15 protein-coding genes and 1 tRNA gene are annotated in these 20,513 nt (G+C 62.6%); 9 read left to right on the forward strand and 7 right to left on the reverse strand.

From position 1 onward, the window contains the following. Positions 1-15 precede the first annotated feature (15 nt). Genes CYJ17_RS06750 through CYJ17_RS06770 form a run of 5 tightly spaced genes read left to right on the forward strand, consistent with a single transcriptional unit; the run spans position 16 to position 7,310 of the window. Complete coding sequence (locus CYJ17_RS06750) at positions 16-1,068, forward strand: helix-turn-helix transcriptional regulator (protein WP_101594772.1); 1,053 nt, start codon at positions 16-18, stop codon at positions 1,066-1,068. Next, a complete protein-coding gene (locus CYJ17_RS06755; RefSeq protein ID WP_101594768.1) occupies positions 1,065-2,321 on the forward strand; it encodes a WYL domain-containing protein in 1,257 nt (418 codons plus the stop codon). Before CYJ17_RS06750 ends, CYJ17_RS06755 begins: the two co-directional genes overlap by 4 nt. Continuing rightward, entirely contained in the window at positions 2,318-4,915 is a 2,598-nt protein-coding gene (locus CYJ17_RS06760; RefSeq protein WP_101594764.1) for a DEAD/DEAH box helicase, read from the forward strand. The genes CYJ17_RS06755 and CYJ17_RS06760 overlap by 4 nt, the downstream gene beginning before the upstream one ends. After that, complete coding sequence (gene lnt / locus CYJ17_RS06765; protein WP_180948619.1) at positions 4,912-6,537, forward strand: apolipoprotein N-acyltransferase; 1,626 nt, start codon at positions 4,912-4,914, stop codon at positions 6,535-6,537. Before CYJ17_RS06760 ends, lnt begins: the two co-directional genes overlap by 4 nt. A 2-nt stretch (positions 6,538-6,539) precedes the next feature. Then, complete coding sequence (locus CYJ17_RS06770) at positions 6,540-7,310, forward strand: polyprenol monophosphomannose synthase (RefSeq protein WP_244899273.1); 771 nt, start codon at positions 6,540-6,542, stop codon at positions 7,308-7,310. 85 nt (positions 7,311-7,395) lie between these two features. Here the strand turns inward: CYJ17_RS06770 and CYJ17_RS06775 are convergent, their stop codons facing one another. After that, a complete protein-coding gene (locus CYJ17_RS06775; protein WP_016442806.1) occupies positions 7,396-7,749 on the reverse strand; it encodes an RNA polymerase-binding protein RbpA in 354 nt (117 codons plus the stop codon). Between the two features lie 409 nt (positions 7,750-8,158). On the opposite strand from CYJ17_RS06775, the gene CYJ17_RS06780 reads away from it, so the two are divergent. After that, complete coding sequence (locus tag CYJ17_RS06780; protein ID WP_101594753.1) at positions 8,159-11,893, forward strand: S8 family serine peptidase; 3,735 nt, start codon at positions 8,159-8,161, stop codon at positions 11,891-11,893. 160 nt (positions 11,894-12,053) lie between these two features. Here the strand turns inward: CYJ17_RS06780 and CYJ17_RS06785 are convergent, their stop codons facing one another. The 6 genes from CYJ17_RS06785 to CYJ17_RS06810 form a co-directional block, all read right to left on the reverse strand. Beyond that, positions 12,054-12,617 (reverse strand): MerR family transcriptional regulator, encoded by a 564-nt coding sequence (locus CYJ17_RS06785; protein ID WP_026429372.1) that lies wholly within the window; start codon positions 12,615-12,617, stop codon positions 12,054-12,056. Positions 12,618-12,978: 361 nt separating this feature from the next. Then, positions 12,979-13,986, reverse strand: coding sequence for an adenosine deaminase (gene add / locus CYJ17_RS06790; RefSeq protein WP_101594749.1), 1,008 nt, complete (start codon positions 13,984-13,986; stop codon positions 12,979-12,981). Positions 13,987-14,029: 43 nt separating this feature from the next. Next, entirely contained in the window at positions 14,030-15,796 is a 1,767-nt protein-coding gene (locus CYJ17_RS06795; RefSeq protein WP_101594745.1) for an adenine deaminase C-terminal domain-containing protein, read from the reverse strand. A gap of 53 nt (positions 15,797-15,849) precedes the next feature. Further along, on the reverse strand, positions 15,850-17,268 hold the full coding sequence (locus CYJ17_RS06800; protein WP_101594742.1) for a purine-cytosine permease family protein: 1,419 nt from the start codon (positions 17,266-17,268) through the stop codon (positions 15,850-15,852). Positions 17,269-17,472: 204 nt separating this feature from the next. Beyond that, positions 17,473-18,285: a transcriptional regulator FtsR gene (ftsR, locus tag CYJ17_RS06805; protein ID WP_244899272.1), complete on the reverse strand. Its 813-nt coding sequence runs from the start codon at positions 18,283-18,285 to the stop codon at positions 17,473-17,475. Next, on the reverse strand, positions 18,278-18,727 hold the full coding sequence (locus CYJ17_RS06810; protein WP_016442798.1) for an FHA domain-containing protein: 450 nt from the start codon (positions 18,725-18,727) through the stop codon (positions 18,278-18,280). The genes ftsR and CYJ17_RS06810 overlap by 8 nt, the downstream gene beginning before the upstream one ends. A 350-nt stretch (positions 18,728-19,077) precedes the next feature. Here CYJ17_RS06810 and CYJ17_RS06815 point away from each other — a divergent pair. The 3 genes from CYJ17_RS06815 (at position 19,078) to CYJ17_RS06825 (ending at position 20,336) form a co-directional block, all read left to right on the forward strand. Beyond that, positions 19,078-19,151, forward strand: a tRNA-Pro gene (locus tag CYJ17_RS06815). A gap of 237 nt (positions 19,152-19,388) precedes the next feature. Further along, a complete protein-coding gene (locus tag CYJ17_RS06820) occupies positions 19,389-19,640 on the forward strand; it encodes a hypothetical protein (RefSeq protein WP_016442796.1) in 252 nt (83 codons plus the stop codon). Between the two features lie 6 nt (positions 19,641-19,646). Beyond that, positions 19,647-20,336, forward strand: coding sequence for a DUF981 family protein (locus CYJ17_RS06825; protein WP_026429366.1), 690 nt, complete (start codon positions 19,647-19,649; stop codon positions 20,334-20,336). Positions 20,337-20,513: the final 177 nt, after the last annotated feature.

Below are 20,513 nucleotides of genomic sequence, written 5' to 3' on the forward strand. Positions count from 1 at the left end.
GGCTAGGCTGGGTACGTGAAGCAGAAAGAGACACGCCGGCGCCGCGAACGCCAGCTCGCGCTCCTCCACACGATTCGCCGCGGCAGTTTCCTCACCGCGGCCGAACTCATGGAGCGCATCCCGGCCTACGCCGAAGCGGGAATCGATCTGCGCACCTTCCAACGCGATATTGACGCGCTGCGCGAAGCCGGATATCCCATTATTTTTGACGACCGGTGGCGTTATTCATACGATTCCGCGGCGCCGGTGCTCGCGCGCGTCACCGGGATCGGGGCCGGGGTGCTCCACGCCCTGCGCTCCAGTATCGAGGCGGGAGATCCTCAAGGCGAATCGGCGCGCCTGGGGGTGGCGAAACTTCTTGCGGGCGCACCTCCGGAAAGCGGCGACGCCGCAGTCCCCACCCACCTGCGCGTCCGGATTCCGGGTGGTGCGGCAGCACGGGTGGTTGCGCGTGCTTTGCAGTACCGCCGCCGGGTCAGCTTCGATTACCGCCGCGGTGCTGACCGGGTCAAACATTACGAGATGGAGCCGTGGAATTTCGCCGAGCACTACGGAATGTTCTATGTTTCCGGGCTGGCACGCTCGCGAGAGAGCGGCGGTAAGGATTTCGGCCCCTGGGATGAGCGAACTTTCCGGCTCAGCAGAGTGATTTCCGGGACCCTCAGCGTGGGTGAGCGCTGTGAGTTCCCGCGCGGAGAAGTGAGCGGTGAGCATTTTGATGTGGACATCATTCTGCATATTCGCGACGGCGCCGCGGCCGCCCTTGCCGCCCGCGGGGAGAAACTCAGCAGCGCGGATGCGCCGGCTGCAGCAGGAACTTTGGCTCCAACGAATGTGCCAGCTCTAGCAGATACGCCAGCTCCCGCACACGCACCTGCCCCCACGGGCTGGACGGCTTACCGATTCTCCACCGTGGGCCTTAATCGTATTTTCGAATATCTGGCTTTTTACGGGGTGGATGTGCGCCTGGCCGCACCTAGTGAACTGCGCGAAGAATGGGATCGCCGCGTGAACAATCTCATTAACCTGGGTGAAGCCACCGGGCTGGAGGCGGGAGAAGCGCGATGAGTACCGATATCGTCACCACCCTCGGGATGCTGATCTACCTGCATGAACGCCCCCAGGGCGCCACTTTGGCCGAGCTAACCGCACATTTCCAGTTCCCCTCCTGGAAGCGCACCCTTGACTACCTTTGGGATGCCAACCTGGCCGAAACCGCCTATTTTGATGTCCCCTTCGAATTGGAGCTGCCCGAACGCGATGCTTGCGCGGGGAGTGCGGCGCAGGCGGATACCGCGGGCCACTCGGGCAGTACAGAGCTGCCGGAAAACATGGCGCAGGCGGATACCGCGGCCGGGCCGGAGAGTCGCGTCTACCTGCGCTCCATGACCGACGACCCGGTTATTCCCTTCACCCTGGACGATGCGATGGTGGTGGCCGCGCTGCTTGACGCCGCCCGGGACGTCACCGCCCCCGGGCCGGCCGCCGCGACCCTCACCGCCACCCGCGCCGCGCTGGGGGAGGCGGTGCGCGAAGCCGGATATGACGGCGCGCTCTGGCCGCCCACCCGCCCGGCCGCCGACGCGGCCACCATGGAAGCCGTGCACGCCGCACTCGAGGGCGGCTGCTACCTCGATTTCAGCTATGAACGCGCGCTCAGCGATCCGCTTCCGCACGCGCGGGCCGGGCGCGAACACGTTATTCCCCTGGTCATCCTGGCCGGCGACGCCCCGCTACTGCGCGCCCTCACCGAGCAGGGCCTGCGCCATTTCCGCCTGGATCGCATCACCGCGGCCCGCCCCGGCGCGAAGCTCAGCAGATCGGAACGCGCGGAGGCTCGCCGGGCGCTCGCCGAGGTGGAGAAAAACGAGAAAGCACAGCGTGCCCGCGGAGAGAATACCTGGGAGCCGAGCGGCACGGATGTGCGCATCACCGTCACCGGAGCCTCACGCTGGGTGGCGGAAACCCTGCCCGGCGCACGGCTGCGCGAAGCGAACGAAGAGCTCGGCATCGCGAATGCGCGTGGGGAGTCGAATGAAGAACTCAGCGCCCCGAACGCACGTGGCGAGGAGAACACGCTCGGCCCCGCGCACGCGCGGGCAAGCGAGGAGCTGCTCACCATTGAGGTTCGCGCCCGCTCCCTCCCGTGGCTCGTCTCACTCCTCGTGCAAATTGACGACGTGGTCGCCCTAGAACCACCGGAAGTTGCGCGCGCGGTGGCCGATTATTGCGCGCGCTTACGCGCGCAGGAGGGCGACGCCGCCGCTACGCCGGCCATCCGTGAACATACACCGGAAAGCACACCGGAGGGGGAGCAATGACGGATCTGCTACTCGAGGACTATCGGGAAAGCTACGCTAGCCGCGGGATCCACCTCGATGATTTCCAGCTGGAGGCCTGCGCGGCTTTGGGGCGCGGCCATGATGTGCTGGTATGCGCGCCCACCGGTTCGGGGAAAACGGTGGTGGCCCACTATGCCGTGTATCTGGCTTTAGCGTCGTCGAAAAAATGTATCTATACCGCACCAATAAAAGCGCTCTCCAACCAAAAATACGCTGAACTCGCGCGAGAAATCGGCGAGGAACAGGTGGGGCTGCTCACCGGGGACCAGAGTATTAATCGCGAAGCGCAGATTCTGGTGGTGACCACCGAAGTGCTGCGCAATATGCTGCTGCACGAATCCCCGGATATCCGTGACGTGGGCTACGCGGTTCTGGACGAAGTGCATTTTTTGGCCGATCCTGACCGCGGGCCGGTATGGGAAGAAACGATTTTATCGCTGCCCGATCACGTGCGTTTGGCGGCGCTTTCCGCCACGGTGGCCAATACTGAGGAACTCGCGGCGTGGATGCGCTCCGTGCGCGGGCCAACGGACGTCGTGGTATCAACGAAACGGCCCGTTCCCCTCGCGCAATACGTTAATGTGGGTCGCAAACTCTTCCCGCTCTACCGCGCGAATACCCTGGAGCCCGATCCTGCCCTTGTCAATGCGCTGGACCGGCGCAGCGCGGAACGTAAAAAACGGGTCTCGGATCGCGAGCGCCGTGCCATTATCGACAAGCTCAGCGAGCGGGGCATGCTCCCGGCTATCGAATTTATTTTTTCCCGCAAAGGCTGCGATAAAGCGGTTGAAGCTTTGCTGCGCCATAACGAGGTCCTCACCACCCGCGCCCAACGCGCGGAAATTAAACAAGAAATCGCGGCCCTGCGCGAAACGCTCACGGAATCGGATCGGCGGGCCGTGCATTTTGAGCGGGCAGCCGCGGCGCTGGAGCGCGGCTACGGGGCCCACCACGCCGGGGTTTTCCCCGCGATCAAAGAGTTAACCGAGCGCCTTATGGAACGCGGGCTCCTCAGCATTGTTTACGCCACCGGCACCCTGGCCCTCGGTATCGATATGCCGGTGCGCACCGTGGTTCTGGAGGAACTCCAGCGCTGGGACGGGCACGGTTTCGTGGACCTGAGCGCCACCGAATACACCCAGCTCATCGGGCGGGCCGGGCGGCGCGGGCGCGATACCGTGGGCTACGGGGTGGTCCTCGCTGACGCGGACACCGATCCGGAACATCTGGCTGATCTGGCTTCGGGGCGGGTGGAGCCCCTCATCTCCGCCTTCCAGCCCTCCTATAACACCGTGACGAATCTGCTGGCTCGCATGAGCTACGCGGCGGCGCGTGATCTGATGGGCCGGTCCTTCGCGCAATTTCAACGCAATGCGGAACTGGGCGGCCTGGCGGCGCGGCGTGCCCGGATTGAACGCCGGGTGGAAACCGAAGAAACCCGTTTGAGTTGCTCGCGCGGTGATCTACTTGACTATCTGCGCCTGCGCGGGAATGCCGGGCGGGCCGCGAAAGCTGAACGTAAAGCCGCGAAACGGCGCTATCGGGAGCGCATCGCGAAGAGTTTCGCGGCCGTGCGCCAGGGCTACGTGTACGCCTACGCGATTGGCACCGATCTCGTTTACGCCCTCGTGCTCTCTGCCTCACCGGACCGTGTGCGCGTGATCGATTGGTTCGGGGACCTGGCCTGGCTGTATGAAGATTCCCTCGCCTCAGAACTGCGTGAAATTGGCCCGGTCACGGTTCCTTTCGGGATGTCCACCAAAAAGCCGGCGGTGCGCGAACAGATCGCCGAAGATATCCTCGACCTGGTGGGCGGGCGCGCCGATCTGGGAATCGACCGGGACCTGCTGGCATCCTGGGCCCGTTTCGCCACCCCGCGCGATCCCAAAGTCGCCGCGCATCCGGTAGCTTCCTGCCCGCATCTGTACGCCCACCTCGATGAGGCCCAAACCTGGGTCTCGCTGCATCACCGCATCGAGGAAATCGATCAGCGCATAGCGGCCTTCACCGATTCGGCGGGGCGGGAATTTGATGCCACGGCCGCCGTCTTACGCGAGGTGGGGGTGCTCCAGGGTGATAATGACGCCATCCGCATGGGCCCGGGCGCCGCGCAATTACGCGAATTGCACACCGAGGCCGACCTGCTCATGTACCAGTGCTTGGCGCAACTCCCCGAAGGTAGCCTGGACGCACCTGCCCTAGCCGGATGGGTCTCCATGTTTTTGGCCGATGACCGCCTGGGAAGTGCGCTGCCGCGCGAGGCCCGGCTTGTTGATGCCGCCCGCGTAGCGCGCGCGGAAGTCCAGTACCTGCAATCTCTGGAGCTTCAATACGGGATTACCCGCACGCCGGATCTGAGCCCGGGCTGCGCGGACGTGTTTGCGGCCTGGGCCGGGGGAGTGGGCCTGGAAGCCTGCCTAGAATCAGCCCACATGACCGCCGGGGATTTCATTTCCGCCGCGCGCCGTATTATCGATATCCTCGGGCAGGTCACGGTAGCAACCGAAGGAACCTGGCTGAGCGATATCGCGCGCCAGGCCCGTGACCTCATGCGGCGATCGGAGCTCATGTGAGCGGTGTTCTCTTGCGGCTGTGCGGCGCGGTCCTGGCCGGGCTCGGGCTCTTCGCTGCTTTCCCGCCCCTGAGCTACGGGATCCTCGCACCGGTGAGCATCGCCTTCCTTCTCCTCGTTGCGGCACACTGTCGCCCCAGCGCCGGCTTCGGATACGGGCTCCTTTCCGGATGCATATTTTTCTCCCTGCATTTTTCCTGGGCCGGGGAAGCCTCCGGGGCTCTCATTCCCCAACTCGCCCTCGCTTTTTCGCAAGCACTGTTTACCGGGCTGGTGGTGGCCACCTGGAACGCTATGTGCCGGGCGCGCTGGACCCGCTGCCCGCTCCTCTTCCTCCCCGCGGTAGCCCTGGTGTGGGCAGGCGCGGAACTGGCCCGCTCCCTATGGCCCTTCGGCGGTATCGCCTGGGGAACCCTCGCCTTTTCCCAAGTAGATAGCCCGCTGGTGCGGCTGGCACCCTGGGGTTCCACCATGCTGGTCTCCGCCGCGGTGGTCATCTGCGGGGCTGCCCTCAGCCTGGCCCTGATGCGGGTGCGCAGCGGGCGGCTCTTCGCGGGCGCGAGTCTCGCCCTCAGCGCTGCACTGCTCTTCGCCCTGCCCTGGGCCCTTCCGCTTCCCGCCACCGCACCCACCGGCTCCCTGCGCATCGGCTACGCGCAGGGGATCGTCCCGCGGGCGGGCAGCCTCCCCGAGGGCCGCGATCAAGCCCTCACCGTGACCGAGAATCTCAGCGCCGCCACCCGCGCGATTAACCCGGAGGATGTGGACCTGGTAGTTTGGCCGGAATCCGCCTCCGACCACGATATTCGCGAACATCAGCGCGCCCGCGCCCTGGTCAGCGAAACCTCCACCTACCTGGGGGTTCCGATGCTCCTGGGAACCCAATCCTATGAGCGTGATGCCACCGGGCAGGCAGTGAGCCGCACGAATGACCTTGTTGTCTACCTGCCCACCGAGACCGGGGGAGAGGTAAGCGCTGTTTACAGCAAGCAACACCCGGTTCCCTTCGGAGAATATATGCCCTACCGGGATTTCTTCCGCAAATTCAGCTCCGCCGTTGATCTGGTCTCCGTTGATATGCGGGCCGGCACCACACCTGCGGTCCTTGATATTCCGGTGGGGGAGCGCGCGCCAGCGGAGGGGTCCGCCCCGGCGGAGAGCCCCGCCGGTGGCGAAACCGGCACCACGGGCGCGCAGGGTACTACCGTGCGCCTGGCCACCCCCATTTGTTTCGAAGTGGCGCTGGGCGATGTGGGATCTGAGGCGATCCGCCAGGGCGCCCAACTTTATGTGGTGGCCACTAATAATGCGTCATTCGGGGATAGTGCCGAATCGGCCCAGCAATTCGATATGGTTCGTTTCCGGGCGGTCGAATACCAGCGTATTGCGCTCCAGGTGTCCACCGTGGGAATTTCCGGCGTCGTCGAAACAAATGGTGCGGTACGCGAACGCACCGAACCGTGGACGCAAGCAGCGCATACCACCACCGTCGCCCTGCACGAAGGTCTCACGCCGGCGGCGCGTTTCTACCCGTACTACCGGGACGGACTTCTGGCTGCGGCGGCCGCGGCTGGCGGTATAGCATGGGTGTGGTACGCAAGGCTGCGCTGGAAGAAAGGTTAGTCGTGCACGTTCTCATCACGATTCCCACGTACAACGAGGCGGAGAATCTTCCGCGGATTATCGAACGGGCCCGGCGGGCCGTACCCGAGGCGGATATCCTCGTGGTTGATGATAATTCACCGGACGGTACCGGGAAGATCGCAGATGAGCTGGCCGGGCGCGATGAGCACATCCACGTGCTGCACCGCACCGAAAAAGACGGGCTCGGGCGCGCCTATATTGCGGCTTTCGGCTGGGCGATTGAGCGCGGCTACAGCCACGTGGTGGAAATGGACGCCGATGGTTCGCATCATCCCGAACAGCTGCCCTTGCTGCTCGAACGCGCCGCGATGTCCGATGCGCCGGATTTGGTCATCGGTTCGCGCTACGTGCGGGGCGGGAAAATTGACGGCTGGTCCAAGCCCCGCGAGGCGCTTTCGCGCCTGGGTAACCTCTATATTCAAGGGATGCTCGGGCTGCCGGTGCGCGATGCCACCGCGGGCTACCGCGTCTATCGCACGGATATCCTCGAGCGCCTCAACCTGGACACCGTGGAAGCGCGCGGCTACTTCTTCCAGACCGATATGACCGACCACGTGGCGCGCTGCGGGGGCCATATCGTTGAAATGCCCATCACTTTTTCGGAGCGTGAGGCGGGGGAGTCGAAGCTCTCCGGCTCGGTCTTCACCGAATCCCTCAAGCGCACCACGGTGATGGGCGTCACGCGGCGGGGGAGGCAGCTGGGCAATCTCGCGAAACGCGTGGTTACTCAGCTGCGCCGGCCGCGAGACTGAGCGCCGCGGAATTGAGCGCCGCGGTATGGGGCTCGGCGCTGCAAAGCCGAGGCGTGCGGCCGGCACGCCGCGAAACTGAGCGCGATTAGCGATTGCGCCGCAGCCGCAGCTTTCCTTCACGCAGCAGCTCGAGGCGTTCCTCCAGCAGCACCTTGAGCTCATCTTCATTGCGGCGTTCCAGGAGCATATCCCAGTGGGTGCGCACCGGCTTGGGCGGCTTGCGGTCGTCCACGCCTTCGCCCTCGATGAGCTCGGCTTCCACGCCGCAGCGGCAGGTCCACGCGGTGGGAACCTCGGCGTCCACCGCCATCGCCACGCCAAATTCGTGGCCGTTCTTGCAGCGGTATTTCACCTGCTGGCGGTCCACAAAAACCACATTGTCATCAGTTTCGAGCGAATTAGCTCCGATGCGCATACCGCGCAACGAACGTTCAGCCATCGTGCTGTCCTTCCTCGCGAGCATGCCTGCTCGCGTTACGTTTCTCCGTTTCCATATTAACGACGACGCCGCGGGTCCCGGTGCTTACGTCCCCGAATCGGGCGCCTTGACGCGTTAAAGAGGGGCTGGACAGAAATCCGGTACCCTCGCGCTACTTGCCGATAATGTACATTATGTCAAAACGCGGCCGGGCGACACCGCGAGAGGGATAAGTTGAGCCCCCGCTCGCCCCCCTGCTGATGCCCCCGCTCGCCCGCTCTCCACTCTCATATACTGTTCCGCCGGTCGTTCACACTCTGGACTATCAATTTTGATTATTTAAGATATTCGGCAAAATTGCTGGCATGCCGTTGAGCTGGGCTCATATTTCTATGCCCGGACCCGCGGCCAGCTATCAGGAAGGATATGTATGGCTGAGCAACCACGCTGGCGCCGATTCGGCGTCACCTGTGCGTGTGCCGCCCTCGTTGGCGGCGCCCTCGCTCCCGCAACCGCGGCGGCCACGGAATCAGATGGGCACGATCCCCTCGATATCCGCGCTACCGTTGCCGCGGCGGAAAGCGATCCGAATTTCACCGGCAAATGGTTTATTGAACTCAAAAGCGAACCTCTTATTCGAGGTGGATCCTCCGCTCGCATCGCGGGCGAACAGCGGGAATTCACCCAGACGGTCGAAGATGACGGTGGCGAGGTGGATACCTCCTACCAGGACGTGTGGAACGGCGTGACCGTCGAAGCCGATTCGGTGGAACTAGCGCGCTACGTTAATGACGCTAATGTGATCGGTGTTTACCCGGTGCTCACGGTGGAACGGCCCGCCGAAGTTGAATCTGATGCGGAAATGAACCGCTCCGGCGAAACCCCCGATATGTACTCCGCGCGGGATATGACCGGCGCGAGCGTAGCCAATGAGGAATTCGGCGTCACCGGCAAGGGTGTGCGCGTGGGAATCATTGATTCCGGCGTGGCCATCGATCACCCGGCTTTCGGCGGGAACGGCGTCAAGGGCGAGCGTGCTTTCCCCAATGACAAGATCGTGACCGGCTACGATTTCGTGGGCGATTCCTTCAATACGGATCGCAGCGACCCGAATTTCCAGCCGGTCCCCCACCCGGATGCTCTTCCTGATGACTGCGGGGCGGGCGGCGGGCACGGCTCGCACGTGGCCGGCATCGCCGCGGGTAACGACCCGGAAAGCACGTTCAAGGGCGTGGCTCCCGATGCTGTCATCGGTGCTTACCGCGTTTTCGGATGCACGGGTTCCACCAGCTCCGAAGTGATTCTCTCCGCGCTCGAACGCGCCCAGCGGGACAAGATGGACGTTGTCAATATGTCCATCGGCGCGGCCTTCGCGACCTGGCCTAACTACCCCACCGCGGTGGCCACGGAAAACCTCGTTGCCTCCGGCGTGGTGGTAACGGCTTCCCAGGGTAATTCCGGTGCTAAGGGCATTTTCTCCGGTAGTGCTCCGGCGGTGGGCCCCTCGGTTATCGCGGTAGGCTCCGTGGATAATACCCACGTGCTGCGCCCGGTCGTGATGTTCAACGGCGGGCCTGAGGGATTTGAGAATGTTACAGAATCTCCCGCGGTGCCCACGGCGGGTAGGCTCGACGTCGTCGCCTATCCCGAAGGGCAAAAAACCGGTGCCGTTGATCTTCCCGGAACACCGTTTACCGGGAAAGCAGTGCTTGTCTCGCGCGGAACTTCGACCTTCTACCAGAAGGCGCGTGCCGCGCAGGACGACGGCGCCGCAGCGGTCATCATCTACAACAACCAACCCGGCACCCTCAACGCAACCATCGCCGGAAACCCGCCCGTCACGATCCCGGTCATCGCGGTCACCCAGGAACAGGGCGAGCGCTTCGAAGAGGCCGCGACTGCCGGAAACGCCAGCCTGGAATGGACGGACGCGAAGCGAGTAGCCACCTCCCCCACCGGCGGGAAAATTTCCGATTTCTCCTCCTGGGGCCTAGCTGCGGACCTCCAGCTCAAGCCGGATGTGGTCGCCCCGGGCGGCAATATTTATTCCGCGTGGCCGGTTGATGATGCCGTGACGCCCTCGTGGAAGACGATTTCGGGTACCTCGATGGCAGCCCCGCACGTGGCCGGAAGCGCGGCCCTGCTGCTCCAAGCCAACCCGAAGCTCACGCCGGCCCAGGTGCGCACAGCCTTGCAGAATACCGCCGACCCGGTGACCGTGGACGGCAGCGCGGATGCCCCGAAGCTCGCTACCCACCGCCAGGGCGCCGGCCTGGTGAATCTGCCCGCGGCCCTCGCTGCGGTCACGGAACCGGGCACGAATGGCGGCGGTGCTCCCACCGCGATCACGCCCGCGAAGATTTCGCTGGGCGATTCGGATGTGCAGGAAACGACGACGCTCACCGTGCACAACGCCTCGGCAGCGCCCGTCACCTACACCTTCACGGCGGATACTCACGTGCGCGCCACCAGCGGACCGCACGATCGTTTCACCACCTACAACGGGACCGATGCGCAGGTGGCGATTAACCCCGCGCAGGTGACGGTGCAACCCGGGGCGGATGCACAGGTGCAGGTCTCGGTCACCGATCCGACGAATGTGCCCGAGGGTGCGATCTACGGCGGTTATGTGGTGGCCCACGGCGATGATAATTCCACCTACCAGGTGCCTTTCGCGGGCCTCAAGGGCGATTATGAAAATGCTTTGCAATTCCTCCACACCACGTGGAAGGTCAAGGATATTCGCCCGGATATCGCCCAGAAGCGCCCGGATTTGGCGAATCTGCTCGCCTACGATCCCCCCTCGCTGACCAAGCTCATTGCCTGCCCCAACCCGGCCACCATCTACAAGGGTGAGTGCCTGGACAAGGGTGCGCAGTACTCCAACGCCCCCAATTCCGAGCTTTTCGCCTACGCCATGGACTACGCCAACGGCGCGGTTCCGGTAGTGGAATACCATATCGATTCCCCGGTGCAGAAGCTGGAGATTCGGGTCTTCCACGCGAACGAGGATGGCTCGAAGGGCGCCCCGGTTTCGGAAAATAATGTGGTGCATAGCGAGGACGGAGTGGGCCGTACCGATCTGGGGCGCTTCGCCTGGGACGGCACCTACCTCGAATCCGCTTCGGCGACGACGCGCACCGCGGCCGCCCCGGGTCGCTACGTCTTCGAGTTGCGGGTCGTGAAGGGCACCGGCGGGGGAACAACTGAGCCGAGCGGTGAGACCCTGCCCGGTTTCACCCGCAGCTCCAGCCAAGAAACCTTCGTGACGGCGCCCTTCTGCGTGAAGGAATGCACGACGCCGCAGCCGACGCCCACGCCGGAGCCTACCCCGAGCGAGAAGCCGGAGCCGAGCGCTCCCGCGCCGAGCCCGAGTGTTGAGCCGACGGTCGATCCGACCACGCCCGCTCCGGTGCCGACGCCTTCGGTGGAGCCGACCGAACCGGCACCGAGCCCGAGTGACAAGCCAGAACCCACGCCCGTTCCGGAACCGACCCCGGTTCCTACTCCGAGCGTGGAGCCCACGGCCGAACCTCCGGCGCCCGAGCCCAGCGACCAACCGGAACCGAGCGAGGAACCGAGCGAACAGCCGAGCAAGCCGGCCACTCCCCCGGCCTCCCACGGCAATACCTTCTTCGTCTCCAATAACTGGACGGCGACCGTGGCTTCCGTAGTGTTCTCTTACGGGCGCGCTGGCGACGAGGTCTACGTGGGTGATTTCGATGGGGATGGGAAGGATACTTTCGCGGTGCGCCGCGGGAATACCTTCTACGTCCAGAACTCGCTGGTTGGTGGGAATGCTGAGCAGGTCTTCTCCTACGGGCGCGCTGGTGATGAAGTCCTCGTGGGTGATTTCGATGGGGATGGGAAGGATACTTTCGCGGTGCGCCGCGGGAATACCTTCTACGTCCAGAACTCGCTGGTTGGTGGGAATGCTGAGCAGGTCTTCTCCTACGGACGTGCCGATGACCAGGTCTTTGCCGGAGACTTCGACGGGGACGGGAAGGATACCTTCGCGGTGCGCCGCGGCAACACCTTCCACATCACCAACCGCCTCACCGGAGGAGATGCAGAAACGACGCTCGCCTACGGGCGCCACGGCGATGCGGTCTTCATCGGGGACTGGGACGGTAACGGAACGGATACCCCGGCTGTGCGCCGCTAAGGTAGCGCCGGCCCGGGCCCGCTAGCCCAAGAAAAATCCCGGTTACCTCACTGCTCAGGCAGCAGGGGTAACCGGGATTTCTTCGTTATATAGGAGTTCGCGGAAAAGAATAAAACTGCTGGAAAGCTAGCTAGAACACCAGCTTCCCGTTGCTACCTCGCTACGCTCCGCGGCGGCGCTTCGCGAGGCGGCGCTGGGCCAATTCATCGACCACTTCTTCTTCAGCGCGTTCGGTAGGAAGCTCGGAAAGCGAACCCTGGATCTCACGCCAGACCCGGCCAACCGCGATACCGAAAACAGCCTGGCCGCCCTTGACCAGATCGATCACTTCATCATCGGAGGTGCATTCGTAAACCGAAGCGCCGTCGGACATGAGGGTAATACCGGCCAGATCTTCCACCCCGCGATCCTTGAGCTGCGCAATAGCGACCCGAATCTGCTGGAGTGATACCCCGGTATCCAAGAGGCGCTTGACCACCTTGAGGACCAGGATGTCTTTAAAGGAGTAGAGACGCTGGCTGCCGGAACCCGAAGCATTCTGCACGGTAGGCGACACAAGACCGGTACGATCCCAGTAATCGAGTTGGCGGTAGGTGATGCCTGCGGCCTTGCAGGCAATCGGACCGCGGTAGCCGGTTTCGGCGTCAAGCTCGGGAAGAGGATCGCCGAAGAGCATCGGTTGGGTACGCCGATACGTCGCGTCCTTGGCAGTCGCGTCGCTCATAGTCTCTCCGTTTCGCAGCGTGGATTCTGGCCGGTTGCCAGTGTTAGCTACCACGATATAGCAGCCCGGCCAGCGGGTCAGCGCCCGGCGCGGCGTGTCTAAAGCTCAACTTGAGCTTTAGGGTAAGGCGCCGCAAGAAAGCACTGTTTACTACTCCCCTAGCCTACCGCACCCCCACCCAAGATTGGCTAGTTTCCAACGCTTAAAGCCCGCGGCGCCGGCACGCTCCCACGCGAGAAGCGGCCGGCGCCGTCGTTCCTATCGCGATGTGATAAACGATACACGCGATGTTATTGTGAAAATTGAGGCGGCTGAGGCGAGCAGGCGAGATGCCACTCGCCCGCCCCAGCGCCTACCTCATCTAGCCTTCATAGGCGGCAATCTCGGCGGCGATGCGCTCCTTGAGGGAGGCCGGAGCCCAGGAAATATCCACCGCATTGCGCGCGAAACGCTTGAGGGTCTCCTTATCGACCCCGGCTTCGTCCGCCACGCGCTGGTAATTCTCCGCGATATACCCGCCGAAATACGCCGGGTCATCCGAATTGACGGTGACCTTGACCCCGCGCTTATCCAGCTCGGTGAGCAGCCCCACCTTGGAGCCGTCGGAAACCCAGGTATTGGAGATCGGGCAGGAGGTCAGGCCGATACCGCGGCTGGCCATGTACTCCACCAGCTCCGGCTTTTCCAGCACATTGGTGCCGTGGTCCACGCGGTCCACCCGCACGTCCTCGAGGACCTGGCGGATATGCTCGGCCGAATCGGCAATATCAACATCGCAGTGCATGGTGAGCTGATAGCCCAGCTCGCGGGCCTTGGCGAAGACGGCCGCGAACTTGGCGGGCGGGTTGCCGGTTTCATCCGAATCGAGCCCCACGCCGATAATCCACGGGCGGTACGGCAGCGATTCCAGCAGGGTCGCCATGGCGTATTCCGACTGGAAATCCCGCAGGAAACACATAATGAGAGCGCTGTCCACCCCCAGCTGCTCACGCGCCTCAATTTGGGCGCGTCGCAGCCCGGAGATCACGGTATGGAAGTCCACCCCGCGCGAGGTATGCGCCTGCGGGTCGAAGAACATTTCCACGTAGCGCACGTTCTGGCGCGCGACCTTTCGGAAATACTCCATTGCGAGGTCGTAAAAATCCTGCGCGGTGAGCAGCACGCTCATACCTTCGTAATACGCGTCCAGGAAGGAAGCGAGGTCATCGAATTGGTAGGAAGCCCGCACCTCCTCCTCGCTCGCGTAGGGTAGCTCCACGCCATTGCGCGCGGCGAGCTTAAATTTGAGATCGGGTTCCAGGGTTCCTTCAATATGCAGGTGCAGCTCAACTTTGGGCAGGCCCTGTACGAAGGGCGAAATCGCGGTCATATTTTTCCTTTCTGCGTGGTAACGTTCGCGCGGTCGCGCACGTTTACCGCGCTGCAATAACGGGGTCGACGACGTTGAATGTAACGCAGTCAATGAGGCCAAGATCGGTGATCGCCCAATCGGGAATCGCGGTGATGGACAGGAAGATGAGCTGGCCGAAGGGCGAATCGAGCTCCGCACCCAGCACCTCGCGGGCGGCCCGGTCCATTTCCGCTTCGGCGGCGGCCATATCCTCGGCAACTAGGTCGGCAACAATACCGCCCACTGGGAGGGGCAGCGAGGCAATAACCTCACCGTCGCATACCGCAACCTGTCCCCCGCCCAGGCGGGCCACTTCATTGATTGCCAGGGCAATATCCTCCGGGTTCACCCCCGCGCACACCACATTGTTATCGTCCGGGGCCGCCGAGGTGGCAATTGCTCCGCGCTTGAGGCCAAAGCCCTGAATAAAAGCAACGGGCAGATTCGTGGTTTTGCCGTAGCGTTCGGCCACGCATACATAAATGGCATCCTGGGCGATATCGGGTTGCACCTTGCCATCCACCACCGGGAGTTCGACCTCCGCGCCGGGGCGCTTGAAGGCAACGTCCTTGGAGAGCACGATGGTGCGCACCCGCGCCGAGGTAGCCGAATCGGCAACCGGAACAGCGATGCGATCCGCGCTCACCGGGGCGAGCTTAAAGGTATCGAGCACCGTGGCGGTGCGCTGCGGGGCCTGCGGTGCCCGTACGGCGGCGCCATTCTGCGCCACGATCCGCCCACCCTTGAGGACGGTGCGGGGCCGGAAATCTTCGAGAGAATCAACGAAAAGGATATCGGCAAAGCGCCCCGGGGCGATAGCGCCGATGCGGTCATCGAGCTGGAACATCCGGGCGGTGTTAATGGTGGCCATCTGGATTGCGGTCACCGGGTCAATTCCCTTCTCGATGGCCAGCCGCACCACGTAATCGAGGTGGCCGCGGCCCAGAATATCGGTGGCGGTCACATCGTCGGTGCAGAAACCAACCCGGTGGGCCGGCGCACCCATCTCGGTAATGAGCTTAATGTTTTCCGCGAGCATGGGGGCGGCGGTGGATTCCCGGATGAGGATATTGATGCCGTTACGCATCTTTTCCAGCTCTTCTTCCGGAGAATACGATTCGTGACATAGCGTTACGCCGGAGGCCGCGTAGCCGGCAACCCGGCGCGCATCCACGAGCGGTGCGCAGCCGAAGGCGTGCAGGCGGTTTTCTTCGGCCAGGTCCATGGCGGTGAGGACTTCTTCATCTCCGTATTCCACCATTTCCTGCACGGTTTCCCACAGGCCCACGCATTCGGGCATGCGCTGTACTTTCCGGTGATCTTCCACGGCGAAGCGGTGCCCCACGGTGGATTCGGGCACCGTGTAGGGTGCCTTGGCGGGCGCGCCCCACCATACTCGCATGGAGGATTCTTCGGCTTCGGCCAGGAATTCCTGCACGCCTTCTAGGCCGGCGGATACTAGGATCTGGTCCAGGCCGGAAATCACGGAGGTGGTTCCGTAGCGGGATACCAGATCCGCGAACATGGTTACGGAAAGTTTGGAGCATTCGATGTGCTGGTGCCCGTCAATGAGGCCGGGAGTCAGGTAGGCGCCGTCGGCATCAATAACGGTGGTATTCGGGCCGCGCTGCGCGTCCACGTTCCCCACCGCGGCCACGCGCCCGTAGGCGATGGAGACGGAGGCCGGGTAGGTTTCCCCGGTGAGCACGTTCACCAGGATTCCGTTATCAATAATGGTATCGGCGTGGGCGCGCCCGTAGGCGACGTCGAGAAGCTGACGATGAGGCATGGGTTCTCCTAAAAACTATGAGGGTCGGGGCGGATGTGGCTGTTGCGCGGCCCTTAGGCAGCGGTAATAAAGGCGCGGCGGGCTGCGCGTTCACGTTCACGCACCGGCCGCAGGGCCAGGTAGATGAGGGTGGAGGCGATCACGCCGGCGGGAATAGACAGATCGGGGGCCGCGGCGGGCACGTCCACGAGGAGCCGAGTAAGCGGACCCACCAGGTAACCCGAGTTCGTGAACAGCGCCGAGCAGAGCATCCCGCCCAGCAGCGCGGCCATTCCGGACCAGCGCACCCCACCGCTGCCCCAGTACGGGCCGTGGGATTCAATGGCTAGGCCGGAAAGATGGTAGGTGCCGCGCCGTGCCACCCAATCGAGCAGATACACGGTCACCCAGGGAGCCAGCCAGATACTCAGCGAGGCCGCGAAAGCGTTGAGGAGGCTGTAGAAAGCTTCTTGCTGGATCGCGAAAATGCAGATGGCCACGCAGATAAGGCTGTCAATGCACACAATCACCATGCGCGGCACGTGGATGCCGGCCGTCTGCAAATTTAGGCCCGAGGAATAGAGGTTGGTGCCGTTTTGAAGCAGCAAACCGACCATCACCAGGATGAGGAAGGGCACCGCGAAGGCCGGGCTGAGGATGGCCGGGACGGCCAGCGGATTGGACAGCTCCACCTCCGCGGGAACCGCCACGGTTGCCATCGCGGCGCCGAGGGTCTGGAGCAGCACATAGGGAATGAACCCGCCCAGCGCCGCCCAGGTTCCCACTGCTAGGGGCGAAGAATCAGCGGGCAGGTAGCGGGAGAAATTCGCGCCGCTCGGTGCCCAGGACAGCCCACCCGAGACAATAACGAGCGAGGTTGCCGAAATTAGGGTGAAAAGCGAATCGGTGCCAGCCGAGGCACCCGGCGCGGCCTGCGGAATAATGAGGGCCGCCAGCACAAGAAAAGCCACCGTGAAAATCATGGTTGCGTATTTTTGCGCTGCCATGAGAATCCGGTGGCCGAGAAGGGGAAGAAGAAGCTGAATCCCTGCAAGAAGAACGACGACGGCAATCTGCCCGCCGCCCTCTAAGGCAATGCCCGCGCGGGCGAGGAGCGCCTCACAGGCGTAGTAAACGAGAATGAGTCCCCCGGCTTCGAAGCCGATGAGCATAAGCCAGGACAGCACTCCATTAATACGAGCTCCGCGGGTACCGAGTGATGCCCGCGAAATGGTCATCGTGGTGGTACCGGTGAGTGGCCCTTGAATGGAGGTAAGCGCGAGAAGCGGATAGGCAATAACGTTGCCGATCACAATAACGGCGAGCGCCTGGGTGAATGAAAGTCCGTAGAGCAGCACCAGCATGGCGCCGTAGGACACGGTAAAAATATTCGTGGTTGTGCCCGCCCACAGGAAGAAAAGATCGCGGGGGCGACCGTACCTTTCCCGGGGAGAAACAAGGTCAATACCTTGGGTTTCCACAGAACCTGACATTAATTGTCTCCTGCTAGTTGAGGTGCCCAGCATGACCTGGGTTCGGTTCAATCGATATGAAGTTGTACTGCCACCCTACTCCTGGGTGGGCGGTGCTGTCTGCCCGGCGTGGCTCACTTTTGCGCAAATAGCGCCGTGAGCTGCATTTTCAGGGGCGCGAAGCGGGCGGCGCGTGACGTGTTTTCCGGCTGCACGCAATGCGATTTAGCGCAGTTCCACTTCGACGTTTTCCGTGAGCAGAGCGCCGTAAAGCCGGGCGATGGTGGCGCCATCCTCGGCGGCCTGGTTGAGGGCGCGTTCGGAGGCAACCGGGGTTTTCTTTGCCAGCTCGGTGGCCAACTGGGTGGTAATCATCACGGCCTGGGCGTGCGCGGAATTCTTGACGCTGCGAATCTGGCGCAGATCATAGCCGGCTTCCAGAAGCATCACGCAGTAGCGCACAATATCCGCCGATTGCGCGGAGAGGCGCCCGCGCGCATCGGTGGCGAGGATTCCCGCGGTGACCAGCTCTTCAATCGTGCCCAGCGCCGCTCCGGTCATATCGGCCAATTCGGCTTGGGTGATACGTTCGCCCGGTTTCGGGCGGCGTACTTCCGGTGCGGCGACGGTGCGCATCCCCCCGGGGCGGCCCGGTGCCTCGATGATGCCTTCATCGAGCTGGCGCAGCTCTTCCCGGATTTGGTCGAGGGGCAGGAAACGGTCACGCTGTTCCCTCAGGATAAAACGCAAACGTTCGGTATCGGAGGTGGAGAAAAGCCGCTGATTGGTTGCGGTGCGATAGGGAGAAATAAGGTCGATGGATTCGTAATGTCGGATTTTCGAAACCGAGAGCATGGGGAATTCATCGGTGAGGGCACGGCGAACTTCCCCGATACGCAGGGTTGGTTCGTGGCTGAGGTCATGGGGCCAGGTGCTCGGGCTGCCATCTGCCCGCATGCGGCGCGGAGCGGAAGTGGGCGGGAAGGAAGAATCCGGGGTGGCCGTAGAAGCGCGAGATATCACCGGTGTATCACGCACCGGCTCGCGAAGCGTAGAAGGTCAAACGGAATTTTCCGATTTGGATTTCATCGCCGGTGCGGAGCACGGCATCATCCACCCGTTCCCGATTAACGTAAGTGCCGTTGAGGGAGCCGGAATCACGCACGTGGAACGTATCGCCACGGCGGAAGAACTGCACGTGTTTGCGGGAAACCGTAACGTCGTCAAGGAAAATATCAGCGCGTGGGGAACGCCCCGCATTCGTCACTTCCCCATCGAGGAGGAACCGGGCCCCGGAATTCGGGCCGGATAGTGCAATGAGGAGTGCGGAACCTGCGGGGAGGGCATCAATGGCGGTGCATTCTTGGGGGCTGAGATGGCGTTCGGCTACCGGTTGATCGGGCTGCGCGCCAATAGCGGTGAAGCGAGATGTTTCCGTGGGCGCGGGTGCGGCCGACCTCGGATCAAATTGTTCAGCCATATGCCTCTCCTTCACTGCCCTGGAGAACTCACTCCGGCGCCTCTTTATCGGTAACAATCCTATAACGATTTGGGGCTATAACTCTAGTGAGGCATCCGGCGCTAGACGTATTGCGGCGCTGTGCCGTACATGTCGCGATGCTGCGCTGTACTTATCGCAACAGTGCGTCGGGCATATCAAGCCACTGTGTCAGGCATATCGCAGCACCGCGCGAAGAGCGGGCTATGTCACCTTCTGGGATTTGTCTTTTTCTATTCGTTTGAGGTAATCTCATGTGGTCCACGTGGCGATGACTTGATGTTGAAATCCGGTTATTGGGGCGGGGATAGCGCTAAGTTTTCTTATCGCTTCGGGCTATGGCGCAGTTTGGTAGCGCACTTGACTGGGGGTCAAGGGGTCGTGGGTTCAAATCCCGCTAGCCCGACGTTTTCACCCGGGATGCCAGCGCGGTGCATCTCGGGAATTTTCTTATACGGGGTTTCTGTACCGGCGTGCTGCTGAGTCCATTCCGGGTAGTGAGACACGCAGCGTCGTCGTACTACAACTAAAATTTCGCAAAAATGGCGAGTTTTCAGCGATTTACGTCACACGGGACTATTGTCCGAAGAAATGCTCCACGCAAGCTGATAAAAGTCTGGGCGATTTAAGTTATGCTTAACACATGGAAAATCATCAAGATTTCAGTGGCATCCCCACTGACCTAGAGGAGCACAAGGTTGCCAGGTGGGCGTCGCTCCTCGCAAAAGCCACCTGGGTTGTCCTCGCGCTTGGACTCGTTATCGGGCTGGTCTTCTGGGCCACGGCAAGCGGAAGTACCGGGCAGGATCTTGGCGTCCTGAGCTGGTGCATCACTTTTGCCGCTTCCATCGCCTTGATGTCCATCCGCCAATTCCTGCTTTCGGAAAGGAGGTAACGGGCCATGCTCATGCAAGGTATTACGTATAACACCACCATGGCGCTCGTTGCCGGTGCGATTATGGTGCTCGTGGTTCTTTTCGCCCGCGTGGCTGCGAACCCGAATCACCGCACCCTGGCCGGGTGGGGCTGGACTTTCGTTGCTACCGGTGCCTTCCTGGGGATTACGGGTATTCATATGACCCTGACCTGGCCGCTGGCCCAGATCGACGGCGCTTTCTGCTGCTCCGTTGATAACATCACTTTCGGTGAGCCGGCTGCCTTCTACGGAATTTTGACCTTCATCGCCGGTATTGCGATTCTGCGTGCTGAAAAGCTTGCGGATAAGGGTGTGCGCCCCCTCGATCTGGTGGCCACGCTGCGTCCGCTTCTCTACGTTGCCGCTATTGGCGGCTTCGGGCTGGTGCTTTTCGGCATCGCGGGTATGCACTTCGGTATGTGGCGTCCTCCGGAAATCGAGCCGGTTGCGCGCCTCATGGCCGGATCGCTCATCGAGCCGCTGCTGGTCATGTTCCTGTACGTGGGCACCGGGGTTTCGGCGATCCTCTCCCCCTTTGTTCCGGATAGCAAGTGGGTGGCGCGTATCGCCGCTATCCTCACCTGGGGCGTGGGCATGCTGTGGATCTTCCTGTCCTTCACGGTGTTCTACAGCCACGTGGGCTTCTTCCCGCAACCGGACGGTTCCTATATCTAATAACAGTTTCTATATTTCACATTTCATGATGACGCAGTAGCGGAAACGCTAGTGCACATCACGCGATCCGCGGGGTTTGGCGGTGTTCCTGGTGAGCATCCCGGGCCCCGCGGATTGTTATTGAACGGTACTGCTCGGGGAATGAGGCGGAGGTGGATAGAGCACAACACCGTTCGT

Source organism: Actinotignum timonense (assembly GCF_002860685.3).
GTDB lineage: Bacteria > Actinomycetota > Actinomycetes > Actinomycetales > Actinomycetaceae > Actinotignum > Actinotignum timonense.

What these genes read in the sequence shown, in the direction of transcription:
- CYJ17_RS06780 (WP_101594753.1), top strand. Translation starts at nt 8,159, where the DNA reads ATGGCTGAGCAACCACGCTGGCGCCGATTCGGCGTCACCTGTGCGTGT.
- CYJ17_RS06760 (WP_101594764.1), top strand. Translation starts at nt 2,318, where the DNA reads ATGACGGATCTGCTACTCGAGGACTATCGGGAAAGCTACGCTAGCCGC.
- CYJ17_RS06755 (WP_101594768.1), top strand. Translation starts at nt 1,065, where the DNA reads ATGAGTACCGATATCGTCACCACCCTCGGGATGCTGATCTACCTGCAT.
- CYJ17_RS06800 (WP_101594742.1), bottom strand. Translation starts at nt 17,268, where the DNA reads ATGTCAGGTTCTGTGGAAACCCAAGGTATTGACCTTGTTTCTCCCCGG.
- CYJ17_RS06820 (WP_016442796.1), top strand. Translation starts at nt 19,389, where the DNA reads ATGGAAAATCATCAAGATTTCAGTGGCATCCCCACTGACCTAGAGGAG.
- CYJ17_RS06795 (WP_101594745.1), bottom strand. Translation starts at nt 15,796, where the DNA reads ATGCCTCATCGTCAGCTTCTCGACGTCGCCTACGGGCGCGCCCACGCC.
- add (WP_101594749.1), bottom strand. Translation starts at nt 13,986, where the DNA reads ATGACCGCGATTTCGCCCTTCGTACAGGGCCTGCCCAAAGTTGAGCTG.
- CYJ17_RS06825 (WP_026429366.1), top strand. Translation starts at nt 19,647, where the DNA reads ATGCTCATGCAAGGTATTACGTATAACACCACCATGGCGCTCGTTGCC.
- CYJ17_RS06775 (WP_016442806.1), bottom strand. Translation starts at nt 7,749, where the DNA reads ATGGCTGAACGTTCGTTGCGCGGTATGCGCATCGGAGCTAATTCGCTC.
- CYJ17_RS06810 (WP_016442798.1), bottom strand. Translation starts at nt 18,727, where the DNA reads ATGGCTGAACAATTTGATCCGAGGTCGGCCGCACCCGCGCCCACGGAA.
- CYJ17_RS06785 (WP_026429372.1), bottom strand. Translation starts at nt 12,617, where the DNA reads ATGAGCGACGCGACTGCCAAGGACGCGACGTATCGGCGTACCCAACCG.